We start from the raw sequence: 26634 nt of genomic DNA, 5'->3' as shown, positions 1-26634 counted from the left end.
GGCCGCGGGCCGGTCTCCGGAACGTCCTTGCGCGTGCCGAACGGGCGTACCCGCCCGTGAGCCGCTAGCGGTTGAGGGTGATCGAGTTGATCGGCCCGAGGTCGGCGTAGACCCCGGTGCCCTGGGCGATGGGGTTGCCGCAGTTGGCCCCGTTGGAGCCGGCGCACAGGCGTGCGGTGGCCCCGCCGTACTGGTTGTTGAGGACCCAGTGGTTGCCGAACTGGTTGCTCAGGTTGTGCGCCCCGTAGCTGTAGAAGACGTGGCTCGGGCTGACGGCCGGGTTCTGGTTCTGCGGGTAGATGCAGACCGCCCCGTCCGGGCACCCGGCCCACGTGTCGGCCGGCTGCGCGCCGGACGCCCCGGCGGCTCCGCTCAGGGCGACGACGGCGGCGGCGGCGGTGGCGAAGGCGGCGGCGCCGCGGATCATCTTGCGCATGGTGGGTGTCCCCTCGGGTCTTGCTCCGTGCTGACACCAAGAGCCTGTCCCCGGCGGGCACCGGGGTCGACGGGTTTCCCGTCGCCCGTCGCCGGTCCGGCCCGGGAAACCCCCTGTGACCAGCGCACTCGCCGAAGGAGGGGCAACGGCCGTGCCCGCTCATTCGGCTCCTTCGGCCCAACGGTGATGAGGCCTTCGGGCGAACGCGCTGCGCGGCGCACCGGGCCGCCGCCACCGGGGTGATAGCCCGAGGGGACCAACACACCCCGGAGGTGCGGCCGCACATGACCAGGCGACTCGTGACGCGGCCCGCCCGCCGGCTCCCGCCCGGCGGCCGTCCCCTCGGCGAAGGCCGGACCGGCCGGGCCCGTACCCCGGGGCGCACGGGGTCCCCGGCCGCGGCCCGGGCGGCGACCCCGGTCGCCCCGGCCCTGCGGACCGCGGCCGGCTACGCCTGGCGGCTGCTGGTCGTCGGCGCGGCGGCGTACGCGGTCTTCGCCGTCCTGGGACGGTTCCACGAGATCGCCCTGGCCCTCTTCCTCGGTCTGGTCGCGGCGGCCATGCTGCGCCCGCCGGCCGGACTGCTGGCCCGGGTGATGCCCCGCGGGCTCGCCGTGGCCTGCTCGCTGATCGGCAGCCTGATCCTCGTGCTCGGCGCCCTCGCGCTGGTCGGCGAGGCTGTCGCGGGGGAATGGCCCGCGCTGGTCGGCGAGTTCAAGGTCGGGCTGGAGCGCATCCAGAACTGGCTCCAGGGTCCGCCGCTGCGGCTCGACGCGCACGCCCTGAGCGATGCCCAGTCGAAGATCGGGGACTACCTCTCCAGCCACCGCTCCACCCTGCTGAGCACGGCGCTGAGCGGCGCGGGACGGGTCGTGGCGGTGTTCACCGTGGTGGCCCTGGCGCTGTTCTGCTCCGTCTTCTTCATCCACTCGGGCGACCGGCACTGGAGCTGGTTCTGCGGACAACTGCCGCTGGGCGTACGGGACCGGGTGGCCGTCGCCGGACCCGCCGCGTGGCGGACCTTCACCGGCTACACCCACGGCATCGTGCTCGTGGCCGCGACCAACGCCGTCCTCGTGGGCGTCGCGCTCTACCTCCTGGGCGTCCCGCTGGCCGTCCCGCTCGCCCTGCTGGAGTTCGTCGCCGCCTTCGTCCCGCTCATCGGCTCCCCGGTGGCCCTCGGCGTGGCCGCCGTCGTCGCCCTCGCCACCAAGGGACCGCTCGTGGCGGCCCTGGTGGTCGCGCTCATCGTGGTGATCGGCCAGATCGAAGGGCACCTGCTGCATCCCCTGGTGATGAGCTGGGCGGTGCGCCTGCACCCGCTGGTGGTGGCCCTCTCGGTGGTCGCGGGAGCCATCGCCGCCGGGATCGTGGGGGCCGTGGTGGCGGTGCCCCTGGTCTCGGTGGCCTGGTCCGTGCACCGGTCCCTGCGCAAGGCCGGCACGGGGGACTGACCCTCGGGAGCCGAGGGGGCCCGGCCCCGCCTCGGCCCACGGGTTCCGGGTCCGCCTCGGTCCAGGCGTTCCGGTCCCGCCTCGGCTGAGGGGTCCGGTCCCGCCTCGGCCGAGGCGTTCCGGTCCCGCCTCAGCCCAGGGCGTCCACGACGGCCTCGACGTGATCGGCGACGGCGACGAGCAGCACCCGCGTGCCCGCCTCCACCGCCCGCCATCGGTGCTCCACCCCGCCGGTGAGATACAGCGTGTCGCCGCGGCCCAGGCGGTGGGTCCGCCCGTCGGCCTCGACCTCGGCGGCGCCGTCGGCCACGTACATCAGTTCGTCGTTGCGGTGCCGGAACGCGCGCTCGGCGTCGTGGTCCCCGGTGAACTCCAGGGCGTGCATCTGGTGCTGACCGCGTACGAGCGGACGGACCCGGGCCGTCGCATCCGTCCCGGAACCTTGCCCGGAACCGACCCCGGATTCGAGCCCGGATTCGAGCCCGGGATCGGCGTCGGCCCGCACGATGTCCACTCGGCGCGGGGTCTCCCCGGCGGCCAGCAGCTGCACGGCCGTGGTGTCCAGGGCGTCGGCCACCCGCTGGAGCGAACGCATGCTGGGGCGGGCCCGGTCGTTCTCGATCTGGCTGAGGAAGGGCGAGGACAGCCCGCTGCGCACGGCCACCTCGGCGAGGGTCAGGTCCAGAGCCCTGCGCCGTCTGCGGATGCCCGCACCGATCCGCCGCTCCGAGGTCTCGTCTTCCACCTGGCCGCCCACCCCGTTCCTCGCTCGCCGCCGCCTCTGACGATCATCTTCCCGCACCTCGCCGCGGGCTTCGCACTCCCTTCACAGTGCCGCAACAATGCGCCGCTAACTTCAAAGGAGATTGCTCGCATCAAACAAAGTTTCACGCTCCACAGGAGGACACCCGCATGCCCCCGGTCGACCAGAACTTCCGCCGCCGCCGCGGCACCGGTCTCATCGCCCTCGACCCCGCCGCCTCCGAAGGCGGGTACACCCTCTACGCCCCGCTCACCGGCACCGGCGAGGTCTACCTGATCGACATCCACGGCGAGGTGGTCCACGCGTGGCACCTGCCCTACCGCCCCGGCCGGCACGCCCGGATCCTCGCCGACGGGAACCTGGCCTACAGCGGCGTGCTCCCCGGTGAGGAGGCCCTCTTCCCGATGTGGCACAAGTACCGCGGCGGCGTGATGCTCGAAGCCGCCCCGGACGGCACGGTCCTGCGCGAACACCGCGATCCGCTCCAGCACCACGACGCCCACCACCTCGGCGGCGGCCGCGTCCTGTACACCGCGCTCGAACCCCTGCGGGGCGCCGACGCGGCGGGTGTGCTCGGCGGAGTGCCCGGCTCGGAGGCGGCCGACGGCACGGTGTGGGCCGACACCATCACCGAGGTCGACGCCGACGGCTCCGTACGCTGGTCGTGGAGCGCGGCCGAACACCTCGACCGGGCCGAGTACGCCCTGCACCCCGACTACGCGCGCGAACACTGGCCGCTGATCAACAGCGTCGTACCGCTCGCCGACGGGAACGTCCTCGCCAGCCTGCGCAGCGTCTCCGCCGTGGTCGTCATCAGCCGGGAGACCGGCGAGATCCTCTGGCGCACCGAGCCCGGAGTCGTCTCGCAGCAGCACGCCCCCACCGAACTCGCCGACGGCCGGGTGCTGGTGTTCGACAACGGCGTCTTCCGGCCCGGATCGGACGTCCCCTACTCCCGCGTCATCGAGATCGAGCGCTCCTCGGGCAAGGTGGTCTGGGAGTACCACGACCCCGCCCGCGAGGCCTTCTTCGCCCCGTTCATGGGCAGCGCCCAGCGCCTCGCCGGAGGCAACACCCTGGTCACCGACTCCCCGTCCGGCCGCCTCTTCGAGGTGACCCCCGAGGGCTACCTCTGCTGGGAGTACGTCGTCCCCCACTTCGGCGCCTACCAGGAGTCCGAGGTGCGCGGGCTGTTCCCGTCCGAACCCAACGCGGTCTTCCGCGCCTACCGGTACACCGCCGAAGAGCTGCCCTGGCTGGACAGAGAGGCCGCCCGATGAGCGCCGCCCCCACGCGGGACGCGAAGACCGCGGACCCGGTGGGCCCGGCCGGCCCGGTGAGTCCCGTGGACGAGCGGGTGCCGCTGCGCCGACTGGCACCGCTGTCCGCCCAGCACGTACTGGCCATGGTGGCCGCGCCCGTCTCCACCACGTTCCTCACCGGCCAGGCCCTCGGCCTCACCGCCGCGCACACCGCCTCCCTGCTCAGCGCCACCCTCGTGCTCTGCGGAGCCGGCACCCTGCTCCAGTCCCTCGGGGTGTGGCGGTTCGGGGCCCGGCTGCCGTTCGTCATGCTCCCCGGCGGGGCGGCCACCGCCCTCTTCCTGCAGATAGCCAAGGACCACGGCCCCGCGACCGCGACCGGCTCGGTGCTCCTCGCCGCCGCGCTGCTCTTCGCCGTGCTCCCCTTCTACGCCAAAGTCGTACGGCTCTTCCCGCCCCTGGTCATGGGCACCACCGTGCTGCTCATCGGGATCGCCATGATCCGGGTCGCCGCCCAGCTGGTCACCGGCCGCCCCGGGAGCCCCGGATACGCCGCGCCCTCGGCCGTCGTGCTGGCCGGAGCCACCATCGGCTGCACCGTGCTCTTCCTCATGGTGCTGCGCGGGATCTGGCGGCAGACCGCCGTGCTCCTCGGCATGGGAGCGGGCACCCTCATCGCGCTCGCGACCGGCCTCGGCCACTTCGGGCCCGTGGGCGGAGCCGGCGGGGGACTGACCCTGCCGCACCTCCTCCCGTACGGCGCTCCGCAGTTCGACGTGCTCGCCGCGCTGCCCCTGCTCGTCTTCAGCCTGACCACCCTCGCGGAGATCACCGGGCAGACCGTCCTGAACAGCGAGACCGTGGGCCGCGCGAGCGACCCCGGACGCGATGTGCCCCGGGTGGCCCGGGCCGACGCCCTGATCTCCGTGTTCGGCGGGCTCTTCGGCACCTCGCTGATGGTCACGAGCGCCGAGAACATCGGCATCGGGCGCCTCACCGGGGTCCGCAGCCGCTTCGTGACCGCCGGCGCCGGAGTGCTGCTCATCGCCGTCGGCCTGCTGGCACCCGTCTCCCGGCTGCTCGCCGCCGTCCCCGCACCCGTTGTGGGCGGATCCGCCCTGGTGATCTACGGGATCATCGCGGTGATGGGCGTCGACATGCTCGGGCGGACGGCGCCCGGCGCCGGCGGGGGTTCCACCGTGATCGCGCTGGCCCTCACGGCCGGACTGCTGCCGGTGGTGGCCCCCGACCTCTACCAGGGGTTCCCCACCTGGGCCCGGACCGTCCTCGGCAGCGGGGTGGTGGCGGGCACGCTCACCGCGGTCCTGCTCCACGCCCTCTTCCGCGCGTTCGGGAGCGGCGGGACACCCGGCAAGGCCGGTCCCGCGGACTGACGGCGGTGCTCCGCCGGGCTTGCGGCTATCCTCGCGCGGCGAAGGCGGGTACAACTGCTGTGCGAAGAGGGGAAGCCGATGCTGCGCGATGTGCGCGAGTGGTTCGACGGCGCGGCCGACGGCGAGATACGGGCACTGGAAGACGTGCCCGGCATCGATCCTGAGCGGCTGCGGGAACTGTGGTGTGCCGAACCGGAGCTGATGCTCCGCCTCGACGGCCTGCACACGGCCGCGCAGCGGGCCTTCGAGCGGCGCACGCGCGCCGCCGTCACGGACGAGCTGCTCCGGGCCCTGCGCGCCGTGGCCCAGGGGGCGGACGTGGCCCGGCTGGAGACGGCCGTCGCGCTGGCCGCGACGCGGCTGGAGGCCGATACGGCCACCGCCGGGGCGCGCGGCCTGAACACCGGACTGACCTGCGGGATCGTCGTCAGTCCGATGATCCTGCTCGTGGTCTTCGCACTGGGGGAGTGGGTGCCCCGGCTCTTCGGCGCGGGCCTCGGCTGCCAGGAGCGGCTCGCCCTGGCGGGAGCGCTGGTGTGTTTCGCCGGCGGCGCCATGGGCGCGGTCTTCAGCGTCATCGTCCGGCTGCGCGATCCCCGGCAGCTCATCCGCGACAGCCCCGGCGGGTCCGGTGGGTCCGGTGGGTCCGGCGGTCCGGCCGCGGATCCGGTCCAGCTGTCCCGGGCGCTGCGCCAGGAGGGCTGGTACCGGGTGGTGGTCGGGTGGTTCCTGGCCACCGCGCTCTACCTTCTCGTCGCCGGCGGGATCCTCACCCTCCTCACCCCGCCGGCCACCCCGGCCGAACTGTGCGGGCCCGGCCCGCTCTCCGCCGACGGACACGGGGCCCTGGTCAGGACCTGGTTCTTCTGGGCGGCCATCGGCTTCCTCGCGGGCCTGAACGAACGGTGGGCGCGCGGTCTGCTGCGCCACCCCTCGGCCGCCGGGGACGAGGCGGCCGTGCCGCCGGTGGACGGCTCACGGCGCTCGTAGACGAGGGGGTGCACACGCGTTTACCCTGGGGGTGAACGCGTGTGCACCCCCGCCGTCGGGCCAGTGTCCGGGAGCCGTATGTCCGCCACAACGCACCCCCGCCCCCGCCCGATGGTCGCCGTCCTCGCGTTCTGCGGGGCCGTCGTCGCCGTCATGCAGACCCTGGTCGTCCCCCTCCTGCCGCACATCCCGGACCTGACGGGCAGCAGCCGCGCCGCCGCGGGCTGGCTGGTCACCGTCACCCTGCTCACCGGCGCCGTCTGCACCCCCGTACTGGGCCGGGTCGGGGACATGTACGGCAAACGCCGCGTGCTCCTGGCCTCGCTGGGCGTCCTCACCGCCGGGTCCGTGCTGTGCGCGATCAGCTCCGACATCTCGGTCCTGATCGCGGGCCGCGCGCTCCAGGGCACCGCGCTCGCCGTCATCCCCCTCGGCATCAGCATCATCCGCGACGAACTCCCGCCGGAACGCGTCCTGCCGTCCATCGCGCTCATGAGCTCCACGCTCGGGATCGGCGCCGCGATCGGCCTCCCGGTCGCGGCCCTCGTCGTCGACCGCTTCGACTGGCACACCATGTTCTGGGCTTCGGCCGCCCTCGGAGTGCTGGACGTCCTCCTCGTCCTGTGGACCGTCCCCGAGTCCCCGACGCGCACCCGCGGCCGGTTCGACGTACCGGGCACCCTGGGCCTGGCCACCGTCCTCGTGGCCCTGCTCCTCGCGATCACCCAGGGCGCCGACTGGGGCTGGACGGCACCGCCCACGCTCGCGCTGCTCGTCACCGCCCCGGCCGTCGCCATCCTCTGGGGGCGCCACGAGCTGCGCACCGCCTCCCCGATGGTCGACCTGCGGGTCTCGGTGCGCCCCGCCGTGCTGCTCACCAACCTCGCGGCCCTGCTCATAGGCTTCGCCTTCTACGGGAACTCCCTGGTCACCGCCCAGCTCGTGCAGGAGCCGACGAGCACGGGGTACGGGCTCGGCGCCTCCCTCGTGGTGAGCGGCCTGTGCCTGCTGCCCGGCGGCCTGGCCATGGTCGCGCTGTCCCCGGTGTCGGCACGGCTCTCCGCCGCGTACGGCCCGCGGACCGCGCTGGCCCTCGGCGCGGCGGTCATGACGTTCGGCTACCTCGTCCGCTTCTTCACCAGCCACGCCCTCTGGCTGATCGTGGCCGGTGCCACGGTGGTCGCCTGCGGTACCGCCCTCGCCTACTCGGCGCTGCCGGCGCTCGTGATGCGGGCCGTCCCCGTGACCGAGACGGGCGCCGCGAACGGCCTCACCACCCTGATGCGCTCCGTCGGCCAGGCCTGCTGCAGCGCCGTCGTCGCGGCCGTACTCGCCCAGGTCACCTTCCGGGTGGGCGGACGCAGCGCCCCCACCTTGCACGCGTACCTGCTGATCTTCCTGATCGCGGGCGGCGCGGCGCTCGCCGCGCTGGCGGCGGCCCTCTGCCTGCCGCCGGGCAGGGCGGCGGCGTCCGCGCGGGCCGGTGCGGCCGGTACGGTCGGGGTGACCGAGTCCGCGCCCGCGCTCCGGGAGGGCACATGACCACCGCCGAGGAGTCGGGCCGCGACGCCATCGTGCGCGCCGCCCGCAGGGCCTTCACCCTGCGCCCCTACGCCGAAGTCACCCTGCGCGGCATCGCGGCCGACGCCGGCGTCAGCCCGTCGCTGATCGTGAAGCGGTTCGGCAGCAAGGAGGGGCTGTTCAACACGGTCGCCGACTTCGAACCGGCCGCCGACGCCCTGTTCGCGGCGGAGCCGGCCGTCCTGGGCCGCCACCTCGTCCTGACCGTGGTCCGGCTGCGCGACGAGCTCCGCGGGGACCCGCTGCTGCGCGTGGTCTTCTCGCTGGGCATCGACGACGAGCGCACCCTGCTGCGCGAGCGCTTCCGCGAACAGGTCACCGCCCGTCTCGCGGCCCGTCTCGCCGGCGCCGACCGGGAGCTGCGCGCCGAGCTGATCGCCGGCCAGCTGCTGGGCCTGGGCGCGACGCTGAGCCTGCACCGCCCCGACGGCGCGGGTACCCGTACCCCGCCCGGACGACTGGCGGACCTGTATGCGCCCGGGCTCCAGGTGCTCATCGACGGCGGCGCCGCACGGCGTGATCCGCGGGACCCGGTTAGCGTCGGGGGATGAGTACCGAACCGCAGAGCTTCGAGATCCTGCTGGTGCCCGAACACGTGGTGGAGGGGTCGGCCGATGACGCCGTCCGCTCGGCCGTCGTCGCACCGACCGGCCAGAACGGCGCCTCCGGCTACCCGCGCTACTCGGGTGACGGGATGGTGGCGGACATCGATCCGGTCACCCGAACGGTGGAAGCGCTCCTCGTGGACGGCTCCGAGCTCGACTACGGCCTCAAGCCCGTCCTGCACCCGCCCACCGACAGTCAGTCCTGACGCGCGGTTCCGCCGTGCGGCCCTGACAAGCGGTCCTGACGAACGGTCTTCATGAGGCGTACGGGCGGGGGGGGGGGGCCCGCCGCCCCCCCCCCCCCCCCCCCCCCCCCCCCGGGCCCCCCCCCCCCCCCGGGGGGGGGGCCCCCCCCCCCCCCCCCCGCCGGCCGGGCGGGGGGGGGCGGGGGGGGGCCCCGCCCGGGGGGGCCTCCCGCGGTTTGGCCGGGGGGGGGGGGGGGGGGGGCCCGCCCCGCCCCCCCCCCCGCCCGTACGCCGTCACCCGGAATGCCGTCACTCGAAGCGGGTGGTGTCCCCCGCGCCCCGCCGGACGATCTCGGCCTCGCCGCTGGAGAAGTCGATGACCGTCGTCGGCAGCGTCCCGCACTCGCCCGAGTCGACCACCATGTCGACGACGTGGTCGAGGCGGTCCTTGATCTCCCAGCCCTGCGTCATCGGCTCCGCCTCGTCGGGCAGGAGCAGCGTGCTCGACAGCATCGGCTCGCCGAGCTCGGCCAGCAGCGCCTGGACCACGACGTGGTCGGGGATGCGCACGCCGACCGTCTTCTTCTTGGGGTGCTGGAGCTGGCGCGGTACTTCCTTCGTCGCCGGGAGGATGAAGGTGTAGCTGCCGGGGGTGGACGCCTTGATCGCGCGGAAGACGTCGTTGTCGATGATGACGAACTGGCCGAGCTGCGCGAAGTTCTCGCACACCAGGGTGAAATGGTGGCGGTCGTCGAGCTGCCGGATGGACCGGATGCGGTCCACCCCGTCACGGTTGCCCAACTGGGCGCCCAGCGCGTAGCAGGAGTCCGTCGGATAGGCGACGAGCCCGCCCGCGCGGATGCCGTCGGCGATGCTGCCGATCGCGCGGGGCTGGGGGTTTTCGGGGTGTACGTCGAAGTACTTTGCCATCCGACGAGCCTACGGGATCCGGTGGTTCCGGCATCCTGTCCGGGCCGGGAGCTCCCCCAGGACAGGGTGGGTGGAAAAGGGTTAATTGTCCGGTTTTTATGCCGCCTGGACCATACCTTCCCGTGATTGCGATCATATTTGCCGCATCGGATGCATGAATTTTTCGGCGGTGTACATAGGGTGCGTGGATCGGCGGCCTGACTGTGGCCGATAATTCACGCACGAGGGTTTGCCACATATGACCGCCACTTCGCTGCCGCCCGCTGGAAAACCCCTCTCGACGGGACGTCGCAGAGAGGTCGAGGCGCAGGCCGGCGGGGTCAAGCGGAATATCGCATTCCTCTCCGCTCTCGTCGCCGCACTCATATCCATGGGGGCCTACAGCGCCGGCCTGGCGGCACGCGGCGTGTATCCCTTCGGAGACATCCCGCGCGCCACGAACGACCTGCGCCACCAGTACGTCCCCTTCCACACCCACCTCTGGGACCTCCTGCACGGCAACGCCCAGGGCGACCTCCTGTTCAACTGGCAGAGCGGGTACGGCGTCGGATTCCTCGGCGACTTCTTCACCTATCTCGGCAATCCGTTCTCCCTGCTGGCCGGCCTTCTGCCGCGGGAGCACGCGGAACTCTCCGTCTACCTCGTCAGCCTCTGCAGCATCGGCCTCGCCGCCGCGCTGATGACCGTGTACCTGGGGCGCCTGCGCCCCGGCTCGCCCTGGCTGCGCTCCCTGATCGCCGTCGGCTACGCCGTCTGCGGCTGGGGAGTCACCGAGGGCACCATCGTCCCGATGTGGACCTGGGGCCTGGTCGCGATACCGATGCTGGGCATAGCCGCCGACTGGTGTCTGACCGGCCGCCGCTGGGTGCTCGGCAGCCTCCTGTTCGCTTTGTGCTGGTACGCCAACTTCTACACCGCCGCCATGGCCACCATGGCCACCGCGCTCGTCTTCCTCGTACGGCTCCTGCTCGCCGACACCGACTGGCGCACCCGCGGCCGGGCGCTGTGGCGGGCCGCCACCATGACCGGCACCGGCCTGCTCCTCGCCGCCCCGGCCATCCTGGTGTGCGCCCTCGCCAACAAGCGGGCCCAGCCCACCGAGCTGTACGTGGTCAGCGTGAAGACCGACCCGCTGACCTTCCTGTCGATGCTCATACCGGGGACCCACCCGATCACGCCGGCACCGAACGTCTACGCCGGGGTGCTCGTCCTCCTCCTCGTCCTGACCCTGCCCTTCCAGTCGAAGGTGCACGTCCGCGAACGCCTCGCCTGGCTCTCGCTCATCGTGCTGACCGGGCTCTCCTTCGTCTTCGTCCCGACCGCCAAGCTCTGGCAGGGCGGGGCCCTCCCGCACGGCGCCCCCTTCCGCGAGTCCTTCGTGTTCAGCGGCATGCTGGCGATGGCCGCCTGGATCTGCCTCGCCCACATGCCCCGGCCCCGGGCCCTGCTCGGCGGCGCCGGCCTGCTGGCCCTGCTCGTCGCGGCCACCTACGACTACCCGGCGGTCAACCGGCACGCCCTCAAGGGCGTCCTGATCGGCGGCGCCGTCACCGCCGTCCTGCTGCTCTTCTACGCGCGCGGGCTGCGCCGACCCCTGCGCATCGGGGTCATGCTGCTGCTGGCCTTCTCCGTCTTCGCCGGCACCACCTACACCGTCTACGGCAACGCCGTCGCCAACGACCCCCGCCGCCGCGGCCCCAGCCGTCCCCAGACGATGACCGAGCTCGGCCGGAGCGCGCAGGAGGCCCTGGACGCACACCGGAACTGGCCCGCCACCCGCGCCGACGCCGGACCGGGGATCTTCGTCACCAACAACGACGCGATACTGGTCGGCGGCCAGGGCGGCTCCTACTACAGCAGCTACGTCAGCGTGGAGACCGCGACCGCCCTGCGCGGGCTCGGCCTCGGCCAGGGCATGGGCGGCCGCCACCTGTGGCCCGCGAACGACCCGGTCCTGCGGGCCCTGCTCGGCGTCGGCACCGTCCTCGAACCGGCCGGCGCGGACGGCGTCACCGTGCGCACCCTGCCCGCCCCACCGCTGGTCACCTTGCGCGCCAACGGCAGCGACCAGGCCTACGGGGCCCCCGAAGGCTCCGTCTGGGCCCGGCGCCAGGCCGCCCTCGGCGCCAAGGTCTACACCGTGCCCCCGCTGACCCGCGTCGGAGCTCCGGCCGCGCCCGCCCCGGCACCCGGGAAGGGCTTCCCCCTGACCAAGGGCACGGGCGAGGGCCCGGAGAGCTGGGCCACCTTCACCGGAAAGTGCACCCCCGGCGCACGCGCCTTCGTCTACGCACCCGACCTGAACGCGACCGCCCGGGCCGAAGGCACCGGCCGCCGCGACAGCTTCTCCGCCAGGCCTCCCGCGGTCAGCGCTCCGATCAAGGAACTGGGCAAGGCGGGAGCCGACGGCCGCTTCACCTTCTCCGTGCGCACCCCCAAGGACGGCCAGGTCCTGCCGCCCGACGCGCTGGGCTGCCTCGACCAGGCCGCCTTCGACGCGGCCGTGACCGGGCTGAAGTCCGGCGGGGCCACCGACGTCACGGCCGGCGGTCACTCCGTCGAGGCCCGGCTCCCCAAGGGCTCGACCGGCACCGCGGTGCTGGCCACCACGGCCTCCCCGGGCTGGATGTGCTCGGTGGACGGTGGCACGTCCCGCGCCCCGATCTCGTACCAGGGGCTGCTCGGCATCCCCCTGGGATCCGGCGGCGCCGACCGGGTGTCGTGCTCGTACACCCCCGAAGGGCTCCGGCCCGGGCTGGGCGCCGCCGCGGCGGGCCTGCTGCTCATCGCGGGCGTCATGGTCGGCGCGCGCCGGCGGTCCCGCCGGCGGTGATCCCGGTCACCACCGGCCCGTCCCACCGGGGCCGAGGGGAACAACGGGAACAATGAGCGCGTCGTCCTCGATCACCGATCCCACCGATTCCACGGAGTCGACGGAATAGGGGGAAGGAAGCACAGCGTGTACGACGCACTCGTGGCCGGTGCCTGGGGGCTCCTCGCCGGCAGCGCCCTGCTGGCGGGCGCGGCCCTCGGCACCTTCTTCGCGGTGCCGCGCCGGCTGATCGCCCTGATCATGGCCTTCGGCTCCGGCGTGCTCATCGCGGCGGTCTCCTACGACCTGATCGCCGAGGCCCACGACACGGGCGGCCTGCTCCCCACCGCGCTCGGCACGGCCGCGGGCGCGGCCGTCTACAGCGCGGGCAACGCCCTGCTGGCCCGGCGCGGCGGCCGGCACCGCAAACGCTCGGGCGGCCACCAGCCCTCCGAGGAGCAGCAGCCCGGCTCGGGCAGCGCCATCGCGATGGGAGCCGTCCTCGACGGGGTGCCCGAGTCCGTGGTGATCGGCGCGAGCCTGCTCGGCGGCGGATCCGTCGGACTGGCCACCATCGGCGCCGTCTTCATCAGCAACGTCCCCGAAGGCATGGCCAGCGCCGCCGGCATGCGCACCGCGGGCCGCGGCAGGCGGTACGTCTTCGGACTCTGGGGCGGGATCGCCCTCCTCAGCGGCGCGGCCGCGCTGCTCGGCAACGCCCTGCTCGGTGACGCCCCGCCGCAGGTCCTCGCCGCGGTCACGGCCTTCGCGGCCGGCGCCATCCTCGCGATGATCGCCGACACCATGCTCCCGGAGGCCCAGGAGGACGCCCACCTCGCCACCGGGCTGGTCACGGTGGCGGGCTTCCTCACCGCCCTGGGGCTGGGCGATCTGTGAGCGTGGCCGGCGTCGGTCCGTCCGGACGGACCGTGATGCTGTAGGCGGCCCCGTCCGGGACGGACAGGAAGGCCGGCACACGGCCCGGCAGCAGGTGTTCCAGCAGCACGACCGACTCGCGCAGCGCGAACTGCAGCCCGAGGCAGGCGCGGGGGCCGATGCCGAAGGGCACGTACCCGCCCGGGACGGACGGCCGCCCGCCCGGAACGGTGAAGCGCGGCGGGTCGAAGCGCTCGGGATCGGGCCACAGCACGGGGTCGCGGTGCGCGAGGTAGGGGCAGACGACGACGTCGGTGCCCGCCTCGACGGCGAAGCCGCCCAGGACGTCGTCCTCGACGGCGTGCCGGGGCAGGATCCAGGCGGACGGGTACAGCCGCAGCGTCTCGCTGACCAGGGCCTGGATCGCCTCGCGGCGTTCGGCGGAGCCAGCGGGGCCCGCCGCGAGGGCCCGGGTGCGGGCCTCGGGGTGGCGGTCGAGGAGCAAGTACAGCCAGGTCAGGGTGGTGGCCGTGGTCTCGTGCCCGGCGACCAGCAGCGTGACCAGCTCGTCGCGGATCAGCCGGTCGGTGTACTCGGGCCGCTCGGCGGACGCCTCCACCAGCAGGTGGAGCAGCCCCGGCCCGTCGGGGCCCGCGGAGCCCCGGCGGGCGGCGGCGACGGCCTGGTGGGCCACGGCGTCGATCCTGGCCAGATCGGCGGCGACCGCCTCCCCGGCGCCGGTGGAATCGGCGGGCAGCGTCGGCAGCGCCGCCACCACGGCCGCGACCGCGCCCAGTTCACGGTCGGTGTCCGCGTCCAGCGGATGACCGGTCAGGGAGCGCCAGATGGTGTCGAGGGCGAAGCGCCGCATCTCCTCGCCGACGTCGAAGACCTCCCCGGTACGGGCGTACGCGGCCCAGCGCCCGGCGGCCGTCCGCGCGGCCCCGGCGATCCGCTGCTCGTAGCGGCGCATCCCGGTCCCCGTGAACTGCGACTGCAGGAGGCGCCGTTGACGCTTCCACGCCTCGCCGGTCGCGGAGAGCACACCTTCCCCGACCAGCAGCCGGGCGCGGTGCGCACGCTTGACGTAGCGCTGCGGATGGAGGGCCAGCACCTGCTGGATCGCCTCCGGCCCGGTGACCAGCACGGTCGGCCGCTCGCTGGGCCCGGCCTCGGGCCCCCCGAGCCGGAACGCGCCGACCCCGCCGAGCCGCCCGCAGACCTCGGCGAGCAGCTCCACGAGCTGGCCTCCTCCCGCGCTCCAGCGTGCCACGACGGCGGGGTCCAGCTCGGGGACCGGGGGACTGAGACGGCCCACGGGACCGGCTTCGATGGCCATCGGTGTTCCCCTGTTCGTCCGTTCGGCCGTTCGCCGGCCGGGTGCGTTTCGACGGGTTCCGCCCGCGCCGGGCCGGCGGCAGCACGGACTGTACGGGACCGGGAACGGGCGGGGGTCGGCCTTCGGCCAGGTGCGGAGCCCCGTCCGGCGGGGCGCCGCGCACCGTCCGTTCCCGGTCCCGTTGGCCCTACGCCGGGCGGGTGTACCTGCGGCCCGCCTCCGGGCCCCGGCGGGAGGCGGCCCGTTGGATGGGGGTCCGGGGGATCGTGGTCAGGGGCCGGGACGCGCGATCGGCAGTGGATCGGTTCCTGAGGAGTGGCGATGGGCCCGTTCTCGTACTCGTTCCCGGCGGACGCCGCACGGGACGCGCTGAACCGCACCCAGGCCGCGATGCTGCTGCCCGCGGTCCTCGTGGGCGCCGGAGCGGGACTGGGCGCGGTGGCCTTCCGCTGGCTGATCGAGGTCTTCACCAAGGCGCTGTCCGGCCACGACGACTACTCCGCCGCCGGGCACGCCGACAACCCGTACGTGCCCTGGCTCGGACCGTACTTCGTACTGCTCGCGCCCGTGGTCGCGGGCGCGCTCTACGGACCGCTCGTCTACCGCTACGCCAAGGAGGCGCGCGGCCACGGGGTCCCCGAGGTGATGTACGCGGTCGCCCGCCAGGGTGGCCGGATCCCGCCTCGGGTCGCGGTGGTGAAATCGCTCGCGTCCGCGCTCTGCATCGGCGGCGGCGGCTCCGTGGGCCGCGAAGGCCCCATCGTCCAGATCGGGGCCGCCCTTGGCTCCACCGCCGGAGCCCTCCTGCGCATGCGCGAGGAACGGATGCGGCTGCTGGTCGCCTGCGGCGCGGCCGGCGGCATCGCCGCCACCTTCAACGCACCCCTGGCCGGCGTCTTCTTCGCGATGGAGCTGATCCTGCGCGATTTCACGGCCCGCGCCTTCGGCCTGGTGGCCGTCTCCTCGGTCACCGCCAGCGTGATCGGACGCGCGGCCCTCGGCGACCAGCGGTTCCTGGACCTGGTGCCGGTGAGCGCCGGTCACCTGGCCGCGTACGCCCTGTACATCCTGCTCGGCGCGGTGGCCGGAGCCGTGGGCGTGCTCTTCAGCAAGGTGCTCTACGGGGTGGAAGACCTCTGCGACGCCGTCTGGCGCGGCCGACCGGAATGGCTCCGTCCGGCCGCCGGCGGCATCGTGCTGGGCGCGATCCTGCTGGCCCTGCCCGAGATGTACGGGGTCGGCTACCCGGTCCTCGGCAAGGCGGCGGTGGGCGGGTACGCGATCGGATTCCTGCTCGTGCTGCTCGTCGGCAAGATCATCGCGTGCAGCGTCACCATCGGGATCGGCGGCTCGGGCGGCGTCTTCGCACCCAGCCTCTTCATCGGCGCCATGCTCGGCAGCGCCTTCGGGCAGACCATGGACGGCCTCGCCCCCGGAGTGACCGGTTCGGCCACCACCTACGCCGTCATCGGGATGGGCGCGGTCTTCGCGGGCTCTGCCCGCGCGCCGATCACCGCCGTCGTCATCATCTACGAACTGACCGGCGAGTACGGCATCATCCTGCCGCTGATGGTCGCCGTCGCCGTCGCCACCGGGGTCAGTCACGCGCTCAGCCGGGACACCGTCTACACGGCCAAACTCCGCCGCCGCGGGGTCGACCTGGACCTGACCGGCCCGGCCGCCGTCGAGGTCCGGACCGCCATGGGACCGCCACCACCCGCGCTCGCGCCCGGCACCGGCCTGCGCGAGGCGATCACGGCGATGATCGAGGCGGGCGCCGGGCGCTTGCCGCTGGTCGACCGGCACGGCCACTACGCGGGTTCGGTCGGGGCGCTCGCCCTCTCCCGGGCCCTGCACGCGGGACTCTCCGAGTACACGCCCGTCGAGACGGTACGGGACCACCCGCCGGCCCTGCTCGCCGGCCAGTCCCTCCAGGAGGCACTGCCGCTGCTCGCCGCGAGCGAGGGCGACGGCCTCCCGGTCCTGGACGAGGAACGGCTCCGCCTCCTGGGCTGGGTCTCCCACCGCTCGGCCCTGCTGGCCCTCTACCCGCCTTCCCAGCCCACCCCCTGACCCTGGATCAGACGGTCGGGGAGAGCTGGGAACGCACCCATGTGGGATCGGGGTTGGTGTGGGGCCGGCCGGCCACGATGACCGTGGGGACGGTCTCGTTGCCGTCGTTGGCCTCACGTGCCGCCTCGGCTCCCGCCGGGTCGCGCCAGATGTCGACCCAGTGCAGTCGGCCGGCGTTGCGGCCGAGCCGGACGCGCAGCCGTATGCAGTACGGGCATCCGGGCCGCCACAGGACGACCGGCCGGCCGTCGGCCGCACTGCGGCGCCGTGCCTCCAGCAGCGTGATCGGCCTCGGGAAGACGAGGGGCGAGTGCACGCCCGCGAGCACCAGGAACATCAGCAGGAGCACGGCGCCGGTGGCGGGGCCCCCCGTGAACACCGACCCCGCCGCGAAGGCGGAGCCGCAGACCAGGAGCAGCAGGGGCAACTTCCAGGCACGTGTCATGGTCACGCAGGCTACCGAGGAGACGAAGCGCTGCGCGAACCGGGTCGGCCCGGTCGGGACGCCGGCCGGGAGGACGCGCCTACGGGCGCTCCCGCACGATCGTGGCGGCTCACTCCCCGGCGGGCGGCAGGAGTTCACGCACCCGGCGGACGATCTCGGCCCGCTGGCCGGAACGGAGGCCGCCGGGGCACGCGTGGCCTCCCCAGGCGGCGCCACCCATGGCGTGGACGCCCAGACCGGGCTGATCCGGCCGTTCGCTGACGGCCGGCGGCCAGCCGTGCGCGCCGGCGCCCCAGGCGTAGATGCGGGCCACGGCCACGACTTGCGCCTCGGTGAGCGGCCGGGTGGCGAAACCGGAGGTCTCGACCGAGGCCCAGCCCCCGTTGCCGTCCACCTGCGCCCAGGCCCGGTCCAGTACGGACACGTACTGCTCCGTCTCCCCGTCCCGGGAGACCCAGAAGTGCGAGGAGGTCTTGATCCCGGGGGTGTTGAACCTCTCGTACAAAGAGCCCTCGCCCTCCTGGACATGGAGCACGAGCCCGCGCTGCGCGTCACGGTCGCCGTGGACGAAGTTACGCTCCAGCGGGATCTTCGCCACTCCGGGCATCCACCCGGAAGCGGGGGAGACGGTGGCCGAGGCGGTGGGCTGTCCCGCCGCCCGGCCACGGTCGTCCCCGGCCCTTCCGGCTCCGCCGGACCGGGCGGCGGCCACCAGGGAAGCGGCGGTCGCGGCAAGGAACACGGCGCCGCCGCCGGCGAGCAGGCGCCGCCTCGACGGAGGCGGGGGATGAGGGTTGGGATGGGGGTCGGGGTGGGGGTGGCTGGGGTGCATGAGCGATGTCCGGTTCCGGGTGGTGCTTCGCGTGGGGAATCCGCGTCGGGGAACGGCGATTCAACGGGGCGCTCATGATGGGGGCGTGATCGTTTGATGATCGTTCGACGACGGATGCCGGTCCCGGCCTGGCAGGCCCGGCCCGATGGATTGTGACCAATTGGTCATCCCGTGCGCATCACCTGCGCATATGCGCCACAGAGACTGGCGTCTGATCCAGAACGGCACGAGCAAGGCGGTGTACGGCATGACGGCGGTACCGGTGGAGGGCGAGACGCCCGGCGCGACGAGGGACGAGCACCCGGCGAGGACGCCGGGGCCGCACGATGCGCAGACACCGCCCCCCGCCCCCCGACCGGACCGGGCACCCGCGCCGACTCCCGCCCCCCGACCGGACCGAGAGCCCGCGCCGATCCCGGACCCGCGCACGGTCCGGGCGCCGGGGGCATCCCCCGCGACGACGGGCACACCCGATGCGGTGCCGGCGGCAGGGTCCGCGCCGAAGCCCAAGTCCGAGGCGATGCCCGAGTCCGAGCTGGGGGCCGGGTCCGAGCCGATGCCCGAGTCCGCGCTGATGCCCGAGTCCGAGCTGGGGGCCGGGTCCGAGGCGATGCCCAAGTCTGCGCTGGGGGGCGGGTCCGAGGAGATGCCCAAGTCCGAGCCGGCGGCCAAGTCCGAACCGACAACCGGATCCGCGCCGGTGGCCGGGTCCGTGGCCGATGCGGAGCCCGCGTCTGCGCTGGCCGGGCCCGCGACTACTGCTGAACCTGAACCTGCGTCGGATCCCGGCACCGGCCCTGAGGCTGGGGCCAGGGTTGTGTCAGCGTCTCCTGCCGAAGCTGAGGCTGCTTCTGCCCCGGCTCCTGCTTCCGCACTCGGGGTTGTTCCTGCGGCTACGGCCGGGGCTGCGTCTGCTGCCGAAGCAGAGACTGCTCCCGCTCCCGCTCCTACTCCTGGGCGTCGGGGTGGGCCTGCGGTTGAGGCCGGGTCAGGGCCTGCCTCCGCCGAAGCTGCGACTGCGCCTACTCCCGGATCAGCGGCTGGGCTTGAGGCAGAGCCTGAGGCCGAGGCCGCATCTGCCGCCCTTCCTGAGGCTGAGTCAGCCCCCGGACCCGCCTCCAGCTCCGCCCCCGGACCCGCGTCCGCCTCCGGCTCCGGCCCCGCCCAGGCTTCTGGCCCCGGCTCCGCCTCCAGCCTTGGCTCTGCCCCCGGCCCCGCCCAGGCTTCTGCCTCCGGCCCCGGCTCCGACTCTGCCCGCGGCTCGGTCTCCGGTCCCGGCTCCGACTCTGCCCCCGGCTCGGCCTCCGGCTCCGCCTCCGGCCCTGGCTCTGCCTCCGCCTCCGGCCCCGGCTCTGCCCACGGCTCGGCCTCCGGCCCTGGCTCTGCCTCCGCCTCCGGTTCTGCCTCGGCCTCGGCCTCGGGCTCCGGGTCTGGGGACGCTGCCCGCATGGGGCTCGTTTCGTGGACGGGGGCCGCTGTCGGGTCGGAGTCTGTGCCGGGCGGCGGTTCTGGCGCTGGTCGTCCCGTTCTGCCTCCTGAGTCGGACTCCGAGAAGACGAGCAAGTTCATCGCGCTCAAGCCGTTGGACGAGGTCCCCTCGGCGCCGGCGTCGGCGTCGGCGTCCGTGCCGACGTGGGCGGTGGCGTCAGGGGCTGCGCCGCTCCCTGCGCGGCGTGCCCCCGCCGGGCCGGCGGCTCCGGGCGCCCCGGGGCCCGGACAAGGATCGGGTTCCGTCCCGGCTCGGGAGCCCCGGCCGTCCGCGGGGACCGCCCCGGCTACGGGAGGGGCACTGGGTGTCGACCCCGGGCGGGGGACCAACCCGGCGCCGGGACGGGCTCCGAGTTGGGGAAGGGCGCCGGGTGCCGGCCCCGCGACGGAGACGGCCCCGGGAACCGCTCCGGCCCCGGGCGCCGATCCGGGCACCGCTCCGGCCCCGGGGGCCGGTTCGGTGTCGGGGCGGGTCCCGGGCTTCGGTACCGCGCAAGGGGAGGTTTCCGTCCCCGAGGGGACCACCGAGCAGCCGTTGCCCGCGCTCGGTCTGCTCGCGGAGCTCACCAATACCCCGCCGCCGCCCGAGACCCCCGGCCGGACGGTGGCCCGCCGGGTCCGGATCTGGGTGCCGCCGCTGCTCCTGCTGGTCGCCGTACTGGCCGTCGTACAGGCGCTGCGGCCGCTGCCCGACGCCGTCCTCACCAGCGGGGGCGCCGCGACCTCCGTCACCCTCGACGGCCGTTTCGAGGTGCCCTGGCCGGAGAAGGGCCAGGCCGCCGTACGGATCGGCGGCGCGGGCGACGTCGGGACGTTCGGGGAGCAGAAGCCCGTGCCCACGGCCAGCGTCGCCAAGGTCATGACCGCCTACGTGATCCTCAAGGACCACCCGCTGAAGAAGGGCGAGGACGGCCCGCAGATCGAGGTCGACGCCAAGGCCGTCGCGGAGGGCGCCTCGAAGAGCGAATCGCGCATCGAGGGCCTGACGGCCGGCACCCGCTTCTCCGAGCAGAACATGCTGAAGATGCTGATGATCCCCTCGGGCAACAACATCGCCCGCCTGCTGGCCCGTTGGGACACCGGAAGCGACTCCGAGGCCGCGTTCGTGGAGAAGATGAACGCCGAGGCCAAGGCGCTCGGCATGACCTCCACCACGTACACCGACCCGAGCGGACTCGACCCCAAGACCGTGAGCACCGCCGCCGATCAGCTGAAACTGGCCGAGGAGGTCATGAAGTCCGACGCGTTCCGGGCGATCGTCAGGCTCCCCCAGGCGTCCGTCCCCGGTCTGAGCGAGCCGCTCATCAACAACAACGGCGACCTGCTCATCGACGGACTCAGCGTCAGCGGCATCAAGACCGGATCCAGTTCGGCGGCCGGCGGCGCGCTGATGTGGGCGGCGTACAAGACGGTGGGCGACAAGACCCCGCTGATCCTCGGCACGATGCTCGACCAGCACGTCACCGGCGCCGACCCCGACGGCGCCAACAGCCTGAAGCTGGTCAAGCAGAACAGCAAGAAGGTCATCGAGGCCGTCCGCGGGGCACTGATCCCGGCCGGCGCGATCAAGAAGGGCCAGGTCGTCGGTTACGTGGACGACGGGCTCGGTACCCGGACCCCGGTGGTGGCCACCCGCGACACGACCGCCGTAGCCGTGCCGGGGCAGCAGCTCGCTCTCAGCCTGACCGTCGACGGCGACGGCCTCCCCACGCACGCGCCGGCCGGCACCGGGATCGGGACCCTGACCATCGGCACCGGACCGGGCGCCCCGACGGTCCCCGTGGCCCTCCAGAAGGACCTGTCCGAACCGTCCCTCGGCGCGAAACTCCTCCGCCTCGGCTAAAGGTTGTTGCAGAAGGTCCGGCTTCGGCAGTCCGGAGTGGTGTTTGACCTGTTGGTTCACCGTGTCGTGGCGAGGTTGTGCATGGTGGCGACGGCTTGGACGGCGTGGTGGAGGCCGTTGCCTTTCTGGCGGCAGTCGCGGAGGATCTTCCAGTTCTTCATGCGGGCGAAGGTGTGCTCGACGCGGGCGCGGACCCGTCGGTGTTCGGCGTTGTCTTCTTCCTGGCCGCGCAGGAGGGGGCGTCCGGCTCGTCTGCGGTGCGGGACGATCAGCCCGGTGCTCAGGTAGGCGCCGTCCGCGATGACCGTCGTCCCGGCCGCCGTCACCGGCAGGTCCGAATCCCGCCAGACGTGGGCATCGGCCTTGTTGCCCGGTGCCGGCCGTGCCGAGGCGACGACCAGGCGGCTTTCCGCGTCGATGATGACCTGCACGTTTGCCGAGAACCGGTAGTTGCGGGACGAGGCGGCCACGGTGCGGTCGCGGACCGGGATCAAGGTGCCGTCCACGATCCACAACCGGTCCACGTCGGCGACCGGCCGCGGGGCCGGCTCCAGCGCGAGGAGCGGTCCGAGCTTGTTGATCACCCGGCAGACGGTGGCCGGGGAGATCCCGAACAGCGGCGCGAGCTGGCGCATCGTGAGGTTCGTGCGGTAGTACACCGCCACCAGCAGCACCCGGTCCGCCAGCGGCAGACACCACGGACGCCCACCACCGGGCCCGTCACCGCCCCGCTCCCGCACCACCTTCACCAGCTTCGCGAACCGCTCGAACCGCAAGCCGGTGAACGTCTCAACCCACAACACCTCAGCCCGCAACACCCCACCCATACAAGAGAAATGCCCCATCACAGACGTTCTGTAACAACCTTTAGGGCCTGTTTGAGAAGTTGCTGGTGTGCTGGGTGGGTCGTCCGGGAAAGTCGCGGGCGGCCATCCAGATCGTGAGGTCGCGGGCGATCCGGTCGATGCTGGTCTCGCTGACGACGTCGTGTTCGCGGCGGGTGTTATCGCGGCGGACGACCTCGTAGCCACCTTCGTCCAGGACGGCGACGGAGGTGAACCAGACCGGGTCGTCTTCGTCGGGCTGGATGACGACGAAGGTGTTGTCCGAGTCGTTGAGGTCGTCGATCAGCATGAACAGGGCATCCTCGGACGGGTCGTCGATGTGGTCGCCGCTCTCGCTCTCGGCCCGGTAGTACGCAGCCCCCATCGTCCCTGTCTCCCCTCAACCCGCTGACTCGATCGCGGCCAGAATGGCATGCGGGACCGACACGTCCGGCAGGTCACAGCCATTCGTTGATCGCGGCGATGAGGACGGTGGCTCCGAAGCGGACCGCGAGTTTGTCGAAGCGGGTGGCAACCGCCCGGTGCCGCTTCAGCCGGTTGATGCCGCACTCGACCGCGTGCCGGGCCTTGTAGTCATCACGGTCGAAGGCCGGAGGCCGCCCGCCCGACATCCCCCGGCGCTTACGGTGACCGGCCTGATCGGACGGTTCCGGAATGGTGCGGCGGATCCCGCGCCGCCGGAGATAGGCACGGTTCGCGCGCGATGAGTAGGCCTTGTCGGCCCGCACCCGCAACGGGCGGACCCGGGGCCGGCCCAGGCCGAGACGAGGGACCCGGATAGCTTCCAGCACTGCCGTGAACTGCGGGCTATCTCCCCGCTGACCGGCTGTGACCAGCAGGGATAACGGCCGCTGGCCTTGCTCACAGGCCAGGTGAATCTTTGTGGTCCAGCCGCCGCGGGACCGGCCCAGGCCGTGATCGTCCGGTTCGGACCGGTGGCCGCCCGGCGGCTCTTTCTGGGTTCGACCGTCCCGACGGGCGCCGGCCGCGTGTTGATGCGCCCGGCAGATCGTGGAGTCGACGTTCACGTCCCAGGTGATCAGCCCGGCGGCATCCGCTCGGGCCTGCAACCCGGTCAGCACCGACGACCAGACGCCATTGCGCTGCCAGCGCCGGAACAGCCCATAGACCGTCTGCCACGGACCGTATTCCGTGGGCAGATCACGCCACGGGGCGCCGGTACGCACCCGCCAGCGGATTCCGTCGATCAACCGCCGCCGGCACACCGAAGCCTTGCCCACCCCCGCGACCGGCAACAACGGCCCCAGCACCGCCCACTGGCCATCTGAAAGATCCCCTCGCCCCACACCGAGATCATCACGGCACGAGCCGAGACACGGACCCCAGTTCTAAAGCACGACCTAGGCGCTGTCGTCAAAGTGGCCTCGGTGAGACCCGTGGCATCCAGCACCGTAGGCCGCGCGGCGGCATCCAGGTGAGGGGAGACGCTCCGATATTCCGGCAGCTGTGGCCACTGGCTGCGCCGATATCCTCTCCGAGAACAGCCCCGACGAATTGCGAGAAGCCAGTGATCCGAGACCTGTACAACGTCCGGGTGCAGCCTAGGGAAGGCGGCTCCACGCCGCTGACCGAGGAGGAAGAGCAGCGCGTGCGGGCGGTGTTCTTCAGCGATCTCGGCAACACCATCGCCGAACGAGGCTGGGTCCGGTTCCCGGCATACTCGCCGGAGGAACGTCGCCGACTCGTCGATGTCGCGCACCGTCTCAGTGCTCATTGGGGGCAGCAGGTGTTCATCGAGGCCGAAGACCAGTGCGCCATGAAGCTCTATCTCGCCGGGCACGGATCGCAGCCGGCGAATCCGTTGCTGCCGTAGGCGGGAAAACGCTGTCTGCGTGACTAGTGGATCATGGTCGGGTGATAGGTCGCCATGAACTGTCGGACGCCGAGTGGGAGTTCATCCGTCCTCTGTTGCCTCGGTCGGAACGGGGGAGGAAACGGCTGGATGACCGGACGGTCCTGAACGGGATCGTCTGGAAGTTCCGGACGGGCACGGCTTGGCGGGACGGCCCGGAGAGGTTCGGATCCTGGGCCACGCTGCACACCCGCTTCCGTCGATGGGCCAAGGACGGCACCTTCGAGCGGATGCTCCGGGAAGCACGGGCACGGGCGGACGCCGCCGGTGAGGTCAACTGGTTGGTATCAGTCGACTCCACCATCGTCCGCGCCCACCAGCACGCTGCCGGGGCCCGAAAATGGGGGCTCCGCAGCCCTGGTCTTGGACGCTCCCGAGGCGGTCTGACCAGCAAGATTCATCTTGCTTGCGATGCCTTGGGCCGCCCGCTCGCGTTCACCGTCACGGGCGGCAACACCAACGACGGCACTCAGTTCACCGACGTGATGGTCGCGATACGGGTACCTCGCATCGGCCCGGGACGGCCCCGGGTGCGGCCTGCCCCCGTCTTGGGCGACAAGGGATACAGCTCCAGAGCTATCCGCACCTGGCTACGGCGGCGCGGCATCGGCCACACCATCCCCGAGCGGGCCGACCAGGTCCGCAACCGGCTCCGGCGCGGCAGCCTCGGCGGTCGCCCTCCGGCCTTCGACAAGGAGCTCTACAAGCGGCGCAACATCGTGGAACGGTGCTTCAACCGCCTCAAGCAGTGGCGCGGCATCGCAACCCGGTACGACAAGACCGCCGAGTCCTACCAAGCCGCCGTCACCCTCGCATCGCTCCTGATGCGGGCGTGACATTTGACGACACGCTCTAGGGCCGCCTGTCGCGAAGGCGGGTCCTTGTGCTCCGTGCCATGACCCGGGAGGTAATGGCACGGAGCGGTCGGCACGGGCGAGAATGCCGATCTCGCCGCGTCGGCCGGACGCGGATGCCGGATCGGAGTGATGAGTCGTGTCCACAGCCGTACCCGCAACCACCCGCGCCGTGCTGGAGGAACTGCTGCGCCGGATCGGCGAGGGCGATCCCGAGCGCATCGCCGAGATGTACGCCGAACGGGGCGACTGGAGACTGGACTGGCCGGAGGCCGAGCACGGCCGGCCCGCCACCCCGTGGATCCGCCATCGTGCCACCCGTGCCGATGCCGCCGCTCATTTCCGCGAACTCGCCGAGCACCACGTGCCCGGGCAGGCGGCGACCGAGATCGAGCGCGTCCTCATAGACGGAAACGACGCGGTCGTGCTCGGCGAGATCCGTCAGACGGCCCGCCCCACCGGACGCGCCTATCGCGCCCGGTTCGCGTTGCACCTCACTGTCGAGGACGGCCTCGTCACCCGGCACCATGTCTACGAGGACAGCCTTGCCGTCGCCCAGGCGTTCGATGTGAAGGAGCCGGGCGGGGATCGCTGAGGCATCGGCGAAGTCGTCGGCCTCAGCCACGCACGGGTATACGGGCGTCGCCTAGCGCGCGCCCGGGAGCCGGACCGTCACCACGAGACCGCCGGCCGGACGGGGGGCGAGGTCGAGGGTGCCGGTGTGGGCGCGGACGATGCTCTGCACGATGGCCAGACCGAGGCCGGCGCCGGCGTGCTCGTCGGTGCGTACGCGTTCCGTCGCGCGGCGGAAGGGTTCGGTGAGCGTCGGGACCAGTTCCGGCGCGAGCCGGGGGCCCGTGTTCTCGACCCGCAGCACGCTCGTGCCGCCGTCCTCCTCGGTGTGGACCGTCACGGTCCCGCCGGTGGGGAGGTTGTGGACGACGGCGTTCTGAACGAGGTTCGTCACCATCCGCAGCAGGAGCTCCGCGGAGCCGTCGGTCCGGGCCGCCCCGCCGGTGACGTCGAGGTTGATGCGGCGCTGCTCGGCGAGGGGGAGCAGGGTTTCGGCGGCTTCCTCGGCGAGGAGCGAGAGGTCGACGCCCTCGCGGGCGAAGTCCGCGCGGTCGCCGTGGCTGAGCAGCAGGAGGGCCTCGGTGAGGTCGATCGCCCGCGCGTTCACGACGTGCAGGCGTTCGATGAGCTCGCCCCGGTCGAGGGTCGGGTCCTTGCGGGCCACGTCGAGGAGCGTCCGGGAGATGGCCAGGGGGGTGCGCAGCTCGTGGGAGGCGTTCGCCGCGAACCGCTGCTGCTCGGCCACGTGGGACTCCAGCTGTTCGAGCATCGAGTCGAACGCGTCGGAGAGTTCACGGAATTCGTCCTGGCGGCCCGTCATGTGGATCCGGTGGGACAGCGACCGGTTTCCGGCCGTCCGCGCCGCGTCCGTGATCCGGGTGAGGGGCGCGAGCATCCGCCCGGCGAGGATCCACCCGCCCACGAGGCCGAGCACCAGCAGGAACGCCAGTACCGCGGCCGCCCTCGGAGCGAAGACGCGCAGGAGGTTGGAACGGATGGGGAACACGCCGTTGGCGGGGGGCTCGGCGGACACGATGAGCGCGCGGTCGGGGACGTACCGCAGGAGGAACAGCCACACCGCCGCGAGCAGCAGGACGCCGGCGACCATGAGGAATCCGGCGTAGCTGAGGGTGAGTTTGGAGCGAACGCTCCATCCGGGGGCTCTCTTGGCAACCCGGTGC

Annotated in this window: 24 protein-coding genes; 14 read left to right on the top strand and 10 right to left on the bottom strand. The window is 72.9% G+C overall.

Annotated features, from left to right (window positions below; genetic code table 11):
- Positions 1-64 precede the first annotated feature (64 nt).
- Positions 65-436: a hypothetical protein gene (locus ACFYYB_RS00900; protein ID WP_327302527.1), complete on the bottom strand. Its 372-nt coding sequence runs from the start codon at positions 434-436 to the stop codon at positions 65-67.
- 284 nt (positions 437-720) lie between these two features.
- Here ACFYYB_RS00900 and ACFYYB_RS00895 point away from each other — a divergent pair, with 284 nt between their 5' ends.
- On the top strand, positions 721-1890 hold the full coding sequence (locus tag ACFYYB_RS00895) for an AI-2E family transporter (protein ID WP_389432410.1): 1170 nt from the start codon (positions 721-723) through the stop codon (positions 1888-1890).
- A gap of 130 nt (positions 1891-2020) precedes the next feature.
- Here the strand turns inward: ACFYYB_RS00895 and ACFYYB_RS00890 are convergent, their stop codons facing one another.
- A complete protein-coding gene (locus ACFYYB_RS00890) occupies positions 2021-2635 on the bottom strand; it encodes a helix-turn-helix domain-containing protein (protein WP_389432408.1) in 615 nt (204 codons plus the stop codon).
- A 167-nt stretch (positions 2636-2802) separates the two neighbouring features.
- On the opposite strand from ACFYYB_RS00890, the gene ACFYYB_RS00885 reads away from it, so the two are divergent.
- The 6 genes from ACFYYB_RS00885 (at position 2803) to ACFYYB_RS00860 (ending at position 8691) form a co-directional block, all read left to right on the top strand.
- Positions 2803-3933 carry an aryl-sulfate sulfotransferase gene (locus ACFYYB_RS00885; RefSeq protein ID WP_389432407.1) on the top strand — a complete coding sequence of 377 codons (1131 nt, stop codon included), beginning with the start codon at positions 2803-2805 and terminating at the stop codon, positions 3931-3933.
- Positions 3930-5309, top strand: coding sequence for a uracil-xanthine permease family protein (locus tag ACFYYB_RS00880; protein WP_389432406.1), 1380 nt, complete (start codon positions 3930-3932; stop codon positions 5307-5309). Before ACFYYB_RS00885 ends, ACFYYB_RS00880 begins: the two co-directional genes overlap by 4 nt.
- 78 nt (positions 5310-5387) lie before the next feature.
- Complete coding sequence (locus ACFYYB_RS00875; RefSeq protein WP_389432405.1) at positions 5388-6299, top strand: hypothetical protein; 912 nt, start codon at positions 5388-5390, stop codon at positions 6297-6299.
- Positions 6300-6377: 78 nt separating this feature from the next.
- Positions 6378-7841, top strand: coding sequence for an MFS transporter (locus tag ACFYYB_RS00870; protein ID WP_389432404.1), 1464 nt, complete (start codon positions 6378-6380; stop codon positions 7839-7841).
- Positions 7838-8431 carry a TetR family transcriptional regulator gene (locus ACFYYB_RS00865; RefSeq protein WP_389432403.1) on the top strand — a complete coding sequence of 198 codons (594 nt, stop codon included), beginning with the start codon at positions 7838-7840 and terminating at the stop codon, positions 8429-8431. The genes ACFYYB_RS00870 and ACFYYB_RS00865 overlap by 4 nt, the downstream gene beginning before the upstream one ends.
- Positions 8428-8691, top strand: coding sequence for a hypothetical protein (locus ACFYYB_RS00860; RefSeq protein ID WP_389432401.1), 264 nt, complete (start codon positions 8428-8430; stop codon positions 8689-8691). Before ACFYYB_RS00865 ends, ACFYYB_RS00860 begins: the two co-directional genes overlap by 4 nt.
- A 288-nt stretch (positions 8692-8979) precedes the next feature.
- On the opposite strand, the gene ACFYYB_RS00855 is transcribed toward ACFYYB_RS00860, so the two are convergent.
- A complete protein-coding gene (locus tag ACFYYB_RS00855; protein ID WP_327302518.1) occupies positions 8980-9600 on the bottom strand; it encodes an L-threonylcarbamoyladenylate synthase in 621 nt (206 codons plus the stop codon).
- 238 nt (positions 9601-9838) lie between these two features.
- Between ACFYYB_RS00855 and ACFYYB_RS00850 the strand changes: the two genes are divergently transcribed.
- Positions 9839-12433: a YfhO family protein gene (locus ACFYYB_RS00850; RefSeq protein WP_389432400.1), complete on the top strand. Its 2595-nt coding sequence runs from the start codon at positions 9839-9841 to the stop codon at positions 12431-12433.
- A 126-nt stretch (positions 12434-12559) separates the two neighbouring features.
- Positions 12560-13309 (top strand): ZIP family metal transporter, encoded by a 750-nt coding sequence (locus ACFYYB_RS00845; protein WP_389432399.1) that lies wholly within the window; start codon positions 12560-12562, stop codon positions 13307-13309.
- Here the strand turns inward: ACFYYB_RS00845 and ACFYYB_RS00840 are convergent.
- On the bottom strand, positions 13281-14627 hold the full coding sequence (locus tag ACFYYB_RS00840; protein WP_389432398.1) for a cytochrome P450: 1347 nt from the start codon (positions 14625-14627) through the stop codon (positions 13281-13283). The genes ACFYYB_RS00845 and ACFYYB_RS00840 overlap by 29 nt on opposite strands.
- A 390-nt stretch (positions 14628-15017) precedes the next feature.
- Between ACFYYB_RS00840 and ACFYYB_RS00835 the strand changes: the two genes are divergently transcribed.
- Positions 15018-16700 (top strand): chloride channel protein, encoded by a 1683-nt coding sequence (locus tag ACFYYB_RS00835; protein WP_389433432.1) that lies wholly within the window; start codon positions 15018-15020, stop codon positions 16698-16700.
- A 7-nt stretch (positions 16701-16707) separates the two neighbouring features.
- On the opposite strand, the gene ACFYYB_RS00830 is transcribed toward ACFYYB_RS00835, so the two are convergent.
- The gene (locus ACFYYB_RS00830) at positions 16708-17145 is read right to left on the bottom strand and encodes a glutaredoxin domain-containing protein (RefSeq protein WP_389432396.1); all 438 of its coding nucleotides are present in this window, start codon (positions 17143-17145) and stop codon (positions 16708-16710) included.
- A 109-nt stretch (positions 17146-17254) separates the two neighbouring features.
- Positions 17255-17887 carry an N-acetylmuramoyl-L-alanine amidase gene (locus ACFYYB_RS00825; RefSeq protein ID WP_389432395.1) on the bottom strand — a complete coding sequence of 211 codons (633 nt, stop codon included), beginning with the start codon at positions 17885-17887 and terminating at the stop codon, positions 17255-17257.
- 2038 nt (positions 17888-19925) lie between these two features.
- On the opposite strand from ACFYYB_RS00825, the gene ACFYYB_RS00820 reads away from it, so the two are divergent.
- The gene (locus ACFYYB_RS00820; RefSeq protein ID WP_389432393.1) at positions 19926-21308 is read left to right on the top strand and encodes a D-alanyl-D-alanine carboxypeptidase family protein; all 1383 of its coding nucleotides are present in this window, start codon (positions 19926-19928) and stop codon (positions 21306-21308) included.
- A gap of 56 nt (positions 21309-21364) precedes the next feature.
- Here the strand turns inward: ACFYYB_RS00820 and ACFYYB_RS00815 are convergent, their stop codons facing one another.
- From ACFYYB_RS00815 to ACFYYB_RS00805, 3 genes are all read right to left on the bottom strand, one after another.
- Positions 21365-22135 carry a transposase gene (locus tag ACFYYB_RS00815; protein ID WP_389433431.1) on the bottom strand — a complete coding sequence of 257 codons (771 nt, stop codon included), beginning with the start codon at positions 22133-22135 and terminating at the stop codon, positions 21365-21367.
- Positions 22136-22175: 40 nt separating this feature from the next.
- Complete coding sequence (locus ACFYYB_RS00810) at positions 22176-22517, bottom strand: hypothetical protein (RefSeq protein ID WP_389432391.1); 342 nt, start codon at positions 22515-22517, stop codon at positions 22176-22178.
- Between the two features lie 73 nt (positions 22518-22590).
- Positions 22591-23460, bottom strand: coding sequence for an IS5 family transposase (locus ACFYYB_RS00805; protein WP_389432389.1), 870 nt, complete (start codon positions 23458-23460; stop codon positions 22591-22593).
- 221 nt (positions 23461-23681) lie between these two features.
- On the opposite strand from ACFYYB_RS00805, the gene ACFYYB_RS00800 reads away from it, so the two are divergent.
- The 3 genes from ACFYYB_RS00800 to ACFYYB_RS00790 all read left to right on the top strand — a co-directional run bounded on the left by ACFYYB_RS00800 (position 23682) and on the right by ACFYYB_RS00790 (position 25475).
- A complete protein-coding gene (locus ACFYYB_RS00800; RefSeq protein ID WP_351172280.1) occupies positions 23682-23987 on the top strand; it encodes a hypothetical protein in 306 nt (101 codons plus the stop codon).
- A 41-nt stretch (positions 23988-24028) separates the two neighbouring features.
- Positions 24029-24862, top strand: coding sequence for an IS5 family transposase (locus tag ACFYYB_RS00795; protein WP_389432387.1), 834 nt, complete (start codon positions 24029-24031; stop codon positions 24860-24862).
- 157 nt (positions 24863-25019) lie between these two features.
- Positions 25020-25475 (top strand): nuclear transport factor 2 family protein, encoded by a 456-nt coding sequence (locus ACFYYB_RS00790; RefSeq protein WP_389432386.1) that lies wholly within the window; start codon positions 25020-25022, stop codon positions 25473-25475.
- Positions 25476-25526: 51 nt separating this feature from the next.
- Here ACFYYB_RS00790 and ACFYYB_RS00785 read toward each other — a convergent pair whose 3' ends face one another.
- Positions 25527-26561 carry a sensor histidine kinase gene (locus ACFYYB_RS00785; protein WP_389433430.1) on the bottom strand — a complete coding sequence of 345 codons (1035 nt, stop codon included), beginning with the start codon at positions 26559-26561 and terminating at the stop codon, positions 25527-25529.
- Positions 26562-26634 lie beyond the last annotated feature (73 nt).

Source organism: Streptomyces sp. NPDC002886 (assembly GCF_042888445.1).
Classification (GTDB): Bacteria; Actinomycetota; Actinomycetes; order Streptomycetales; family Streptomycetaceae; genus Streptomyces.
This window is presented reverse-complemented; position numbering and strand designations above follow the sequence as displayed.

Bases quoted from the DNA above. Each gene is read 5' to 3' on its own strand.
- ACFYYB_RS00835 (WP_389433432.1), top strand. From the start codon at position 15,018: ATGCTGCTGCCCGCGGTCCTCGTGGGCGCCGGAGCGGGACTGGGCGCG.
- ACFYYB_RS00810 (WP_389432391.1), bottom strand. From the start codon at position 22,517: ATGGGGGCTGCGTACTACCGGGCCGAGAGCGAGAGCGGCGACCACATC.
- ACFYYB_RS00870 (WP_389432404.1), top strand. From the start codon at position 6,378: ATGTCCGCCACAACGCACCCCCGCCCCCGCCCGATGGTCGCCGTCCTC.
- ACFYYB_RS00875 (WP_389432405.1), top strand. From the start codon at position 5,388: ATGCTGCGCGATGTGCGCGAGTGGTTCGACGGCGCGGCCGACGGCGAG.
- ACFYYB_RS00850 (WP_389432400.1), top strand. From the start codon at position 9,839: ATGACCGCCACTTCGCTGCCGCCCGCTGGAAAACCCCTCTCGACGGGA.
- ACFYYB_RS00815 (WP_389433431.1), bottom strand. From the start codon at position 22,135: ATGGGTGGGGTGTTGCGGGCTGAGGTGTTGTGGGTTGAGACGTTCACC.
- ACFYYB_RS00880 (WP_389432406.1), top strand. From the start codon at position 3,930: ATGAGCGCCGCCCCCACGCGGGACGCGAAGACCGCGGACCCGGTGGGC.
- ACFYYB_RS00840 (WP_389432398.1), bottom strand. From the start codon at position 14,627: ATGGCCATCGAAGCCGGTCCCGTGGGCCGTCTCAGTCCCCCGGTCCCC.
- ACFYYB_RS00865 (WP_389432403.1), top strand. From the start codon at position 7,838: ATGACCACCGCCGAGGAGTCGGGCCGCGACGCCATCGTGCGCGCCGCC.
- ACFYYB_RS00895 (WP_389432410.1), top strand. From the start codon at position 721: ATGACCAGGCGACTCGTGACGCGGCCCGCCCGCCGGCTCCCGCCCGGC.
- ACFYYB_RS00885 (WP_389432407.1), top strand. From the start codon at position 2,803: ATGCCCCCGGTCGACCAGAACTTCCGCCGCCGCCGCGGCACCGGTCTC.
- ACFYYB_RS00785 (WP_389433430.1), bottom strand. From the start codon at position 26,561: ATGGTCGCCGGCGTCCTGCTGCTCGCGGCGGTGTGGCTGTTCCTCCTG.
- ACFYYB_RS00900 (WP_327302527.1), bottom strand. From the start codon at position 436: ATGCGCAAGATGATCCGCGGCGCCGCCGCCTTCGCCACCGCCGCCGCC.
- ACFYYB_RS00830 (WP_389432396.1), bottom strand. From the start codon at position 17,145: ATGACACGTGCCTGGAAGTTGCCCCTGCTGCTCCTGGTCTGCGGCTCC.
- ACFYYB_RS00860 (WP_389432401.1), top strand. From the start codon at position 8,428: ATGAGTACCGAACCGCAGAGCTTCGAGATCCTGCTGGTGCCCGAACAC.
- ACFYYB_RS00855 (WP_327302518.1), bottom strand. From the start codon at position 9,600: ATGGCAAAGTACTTCGACGTACACCCCGAAAACCCCCAGCCCCGCGCG.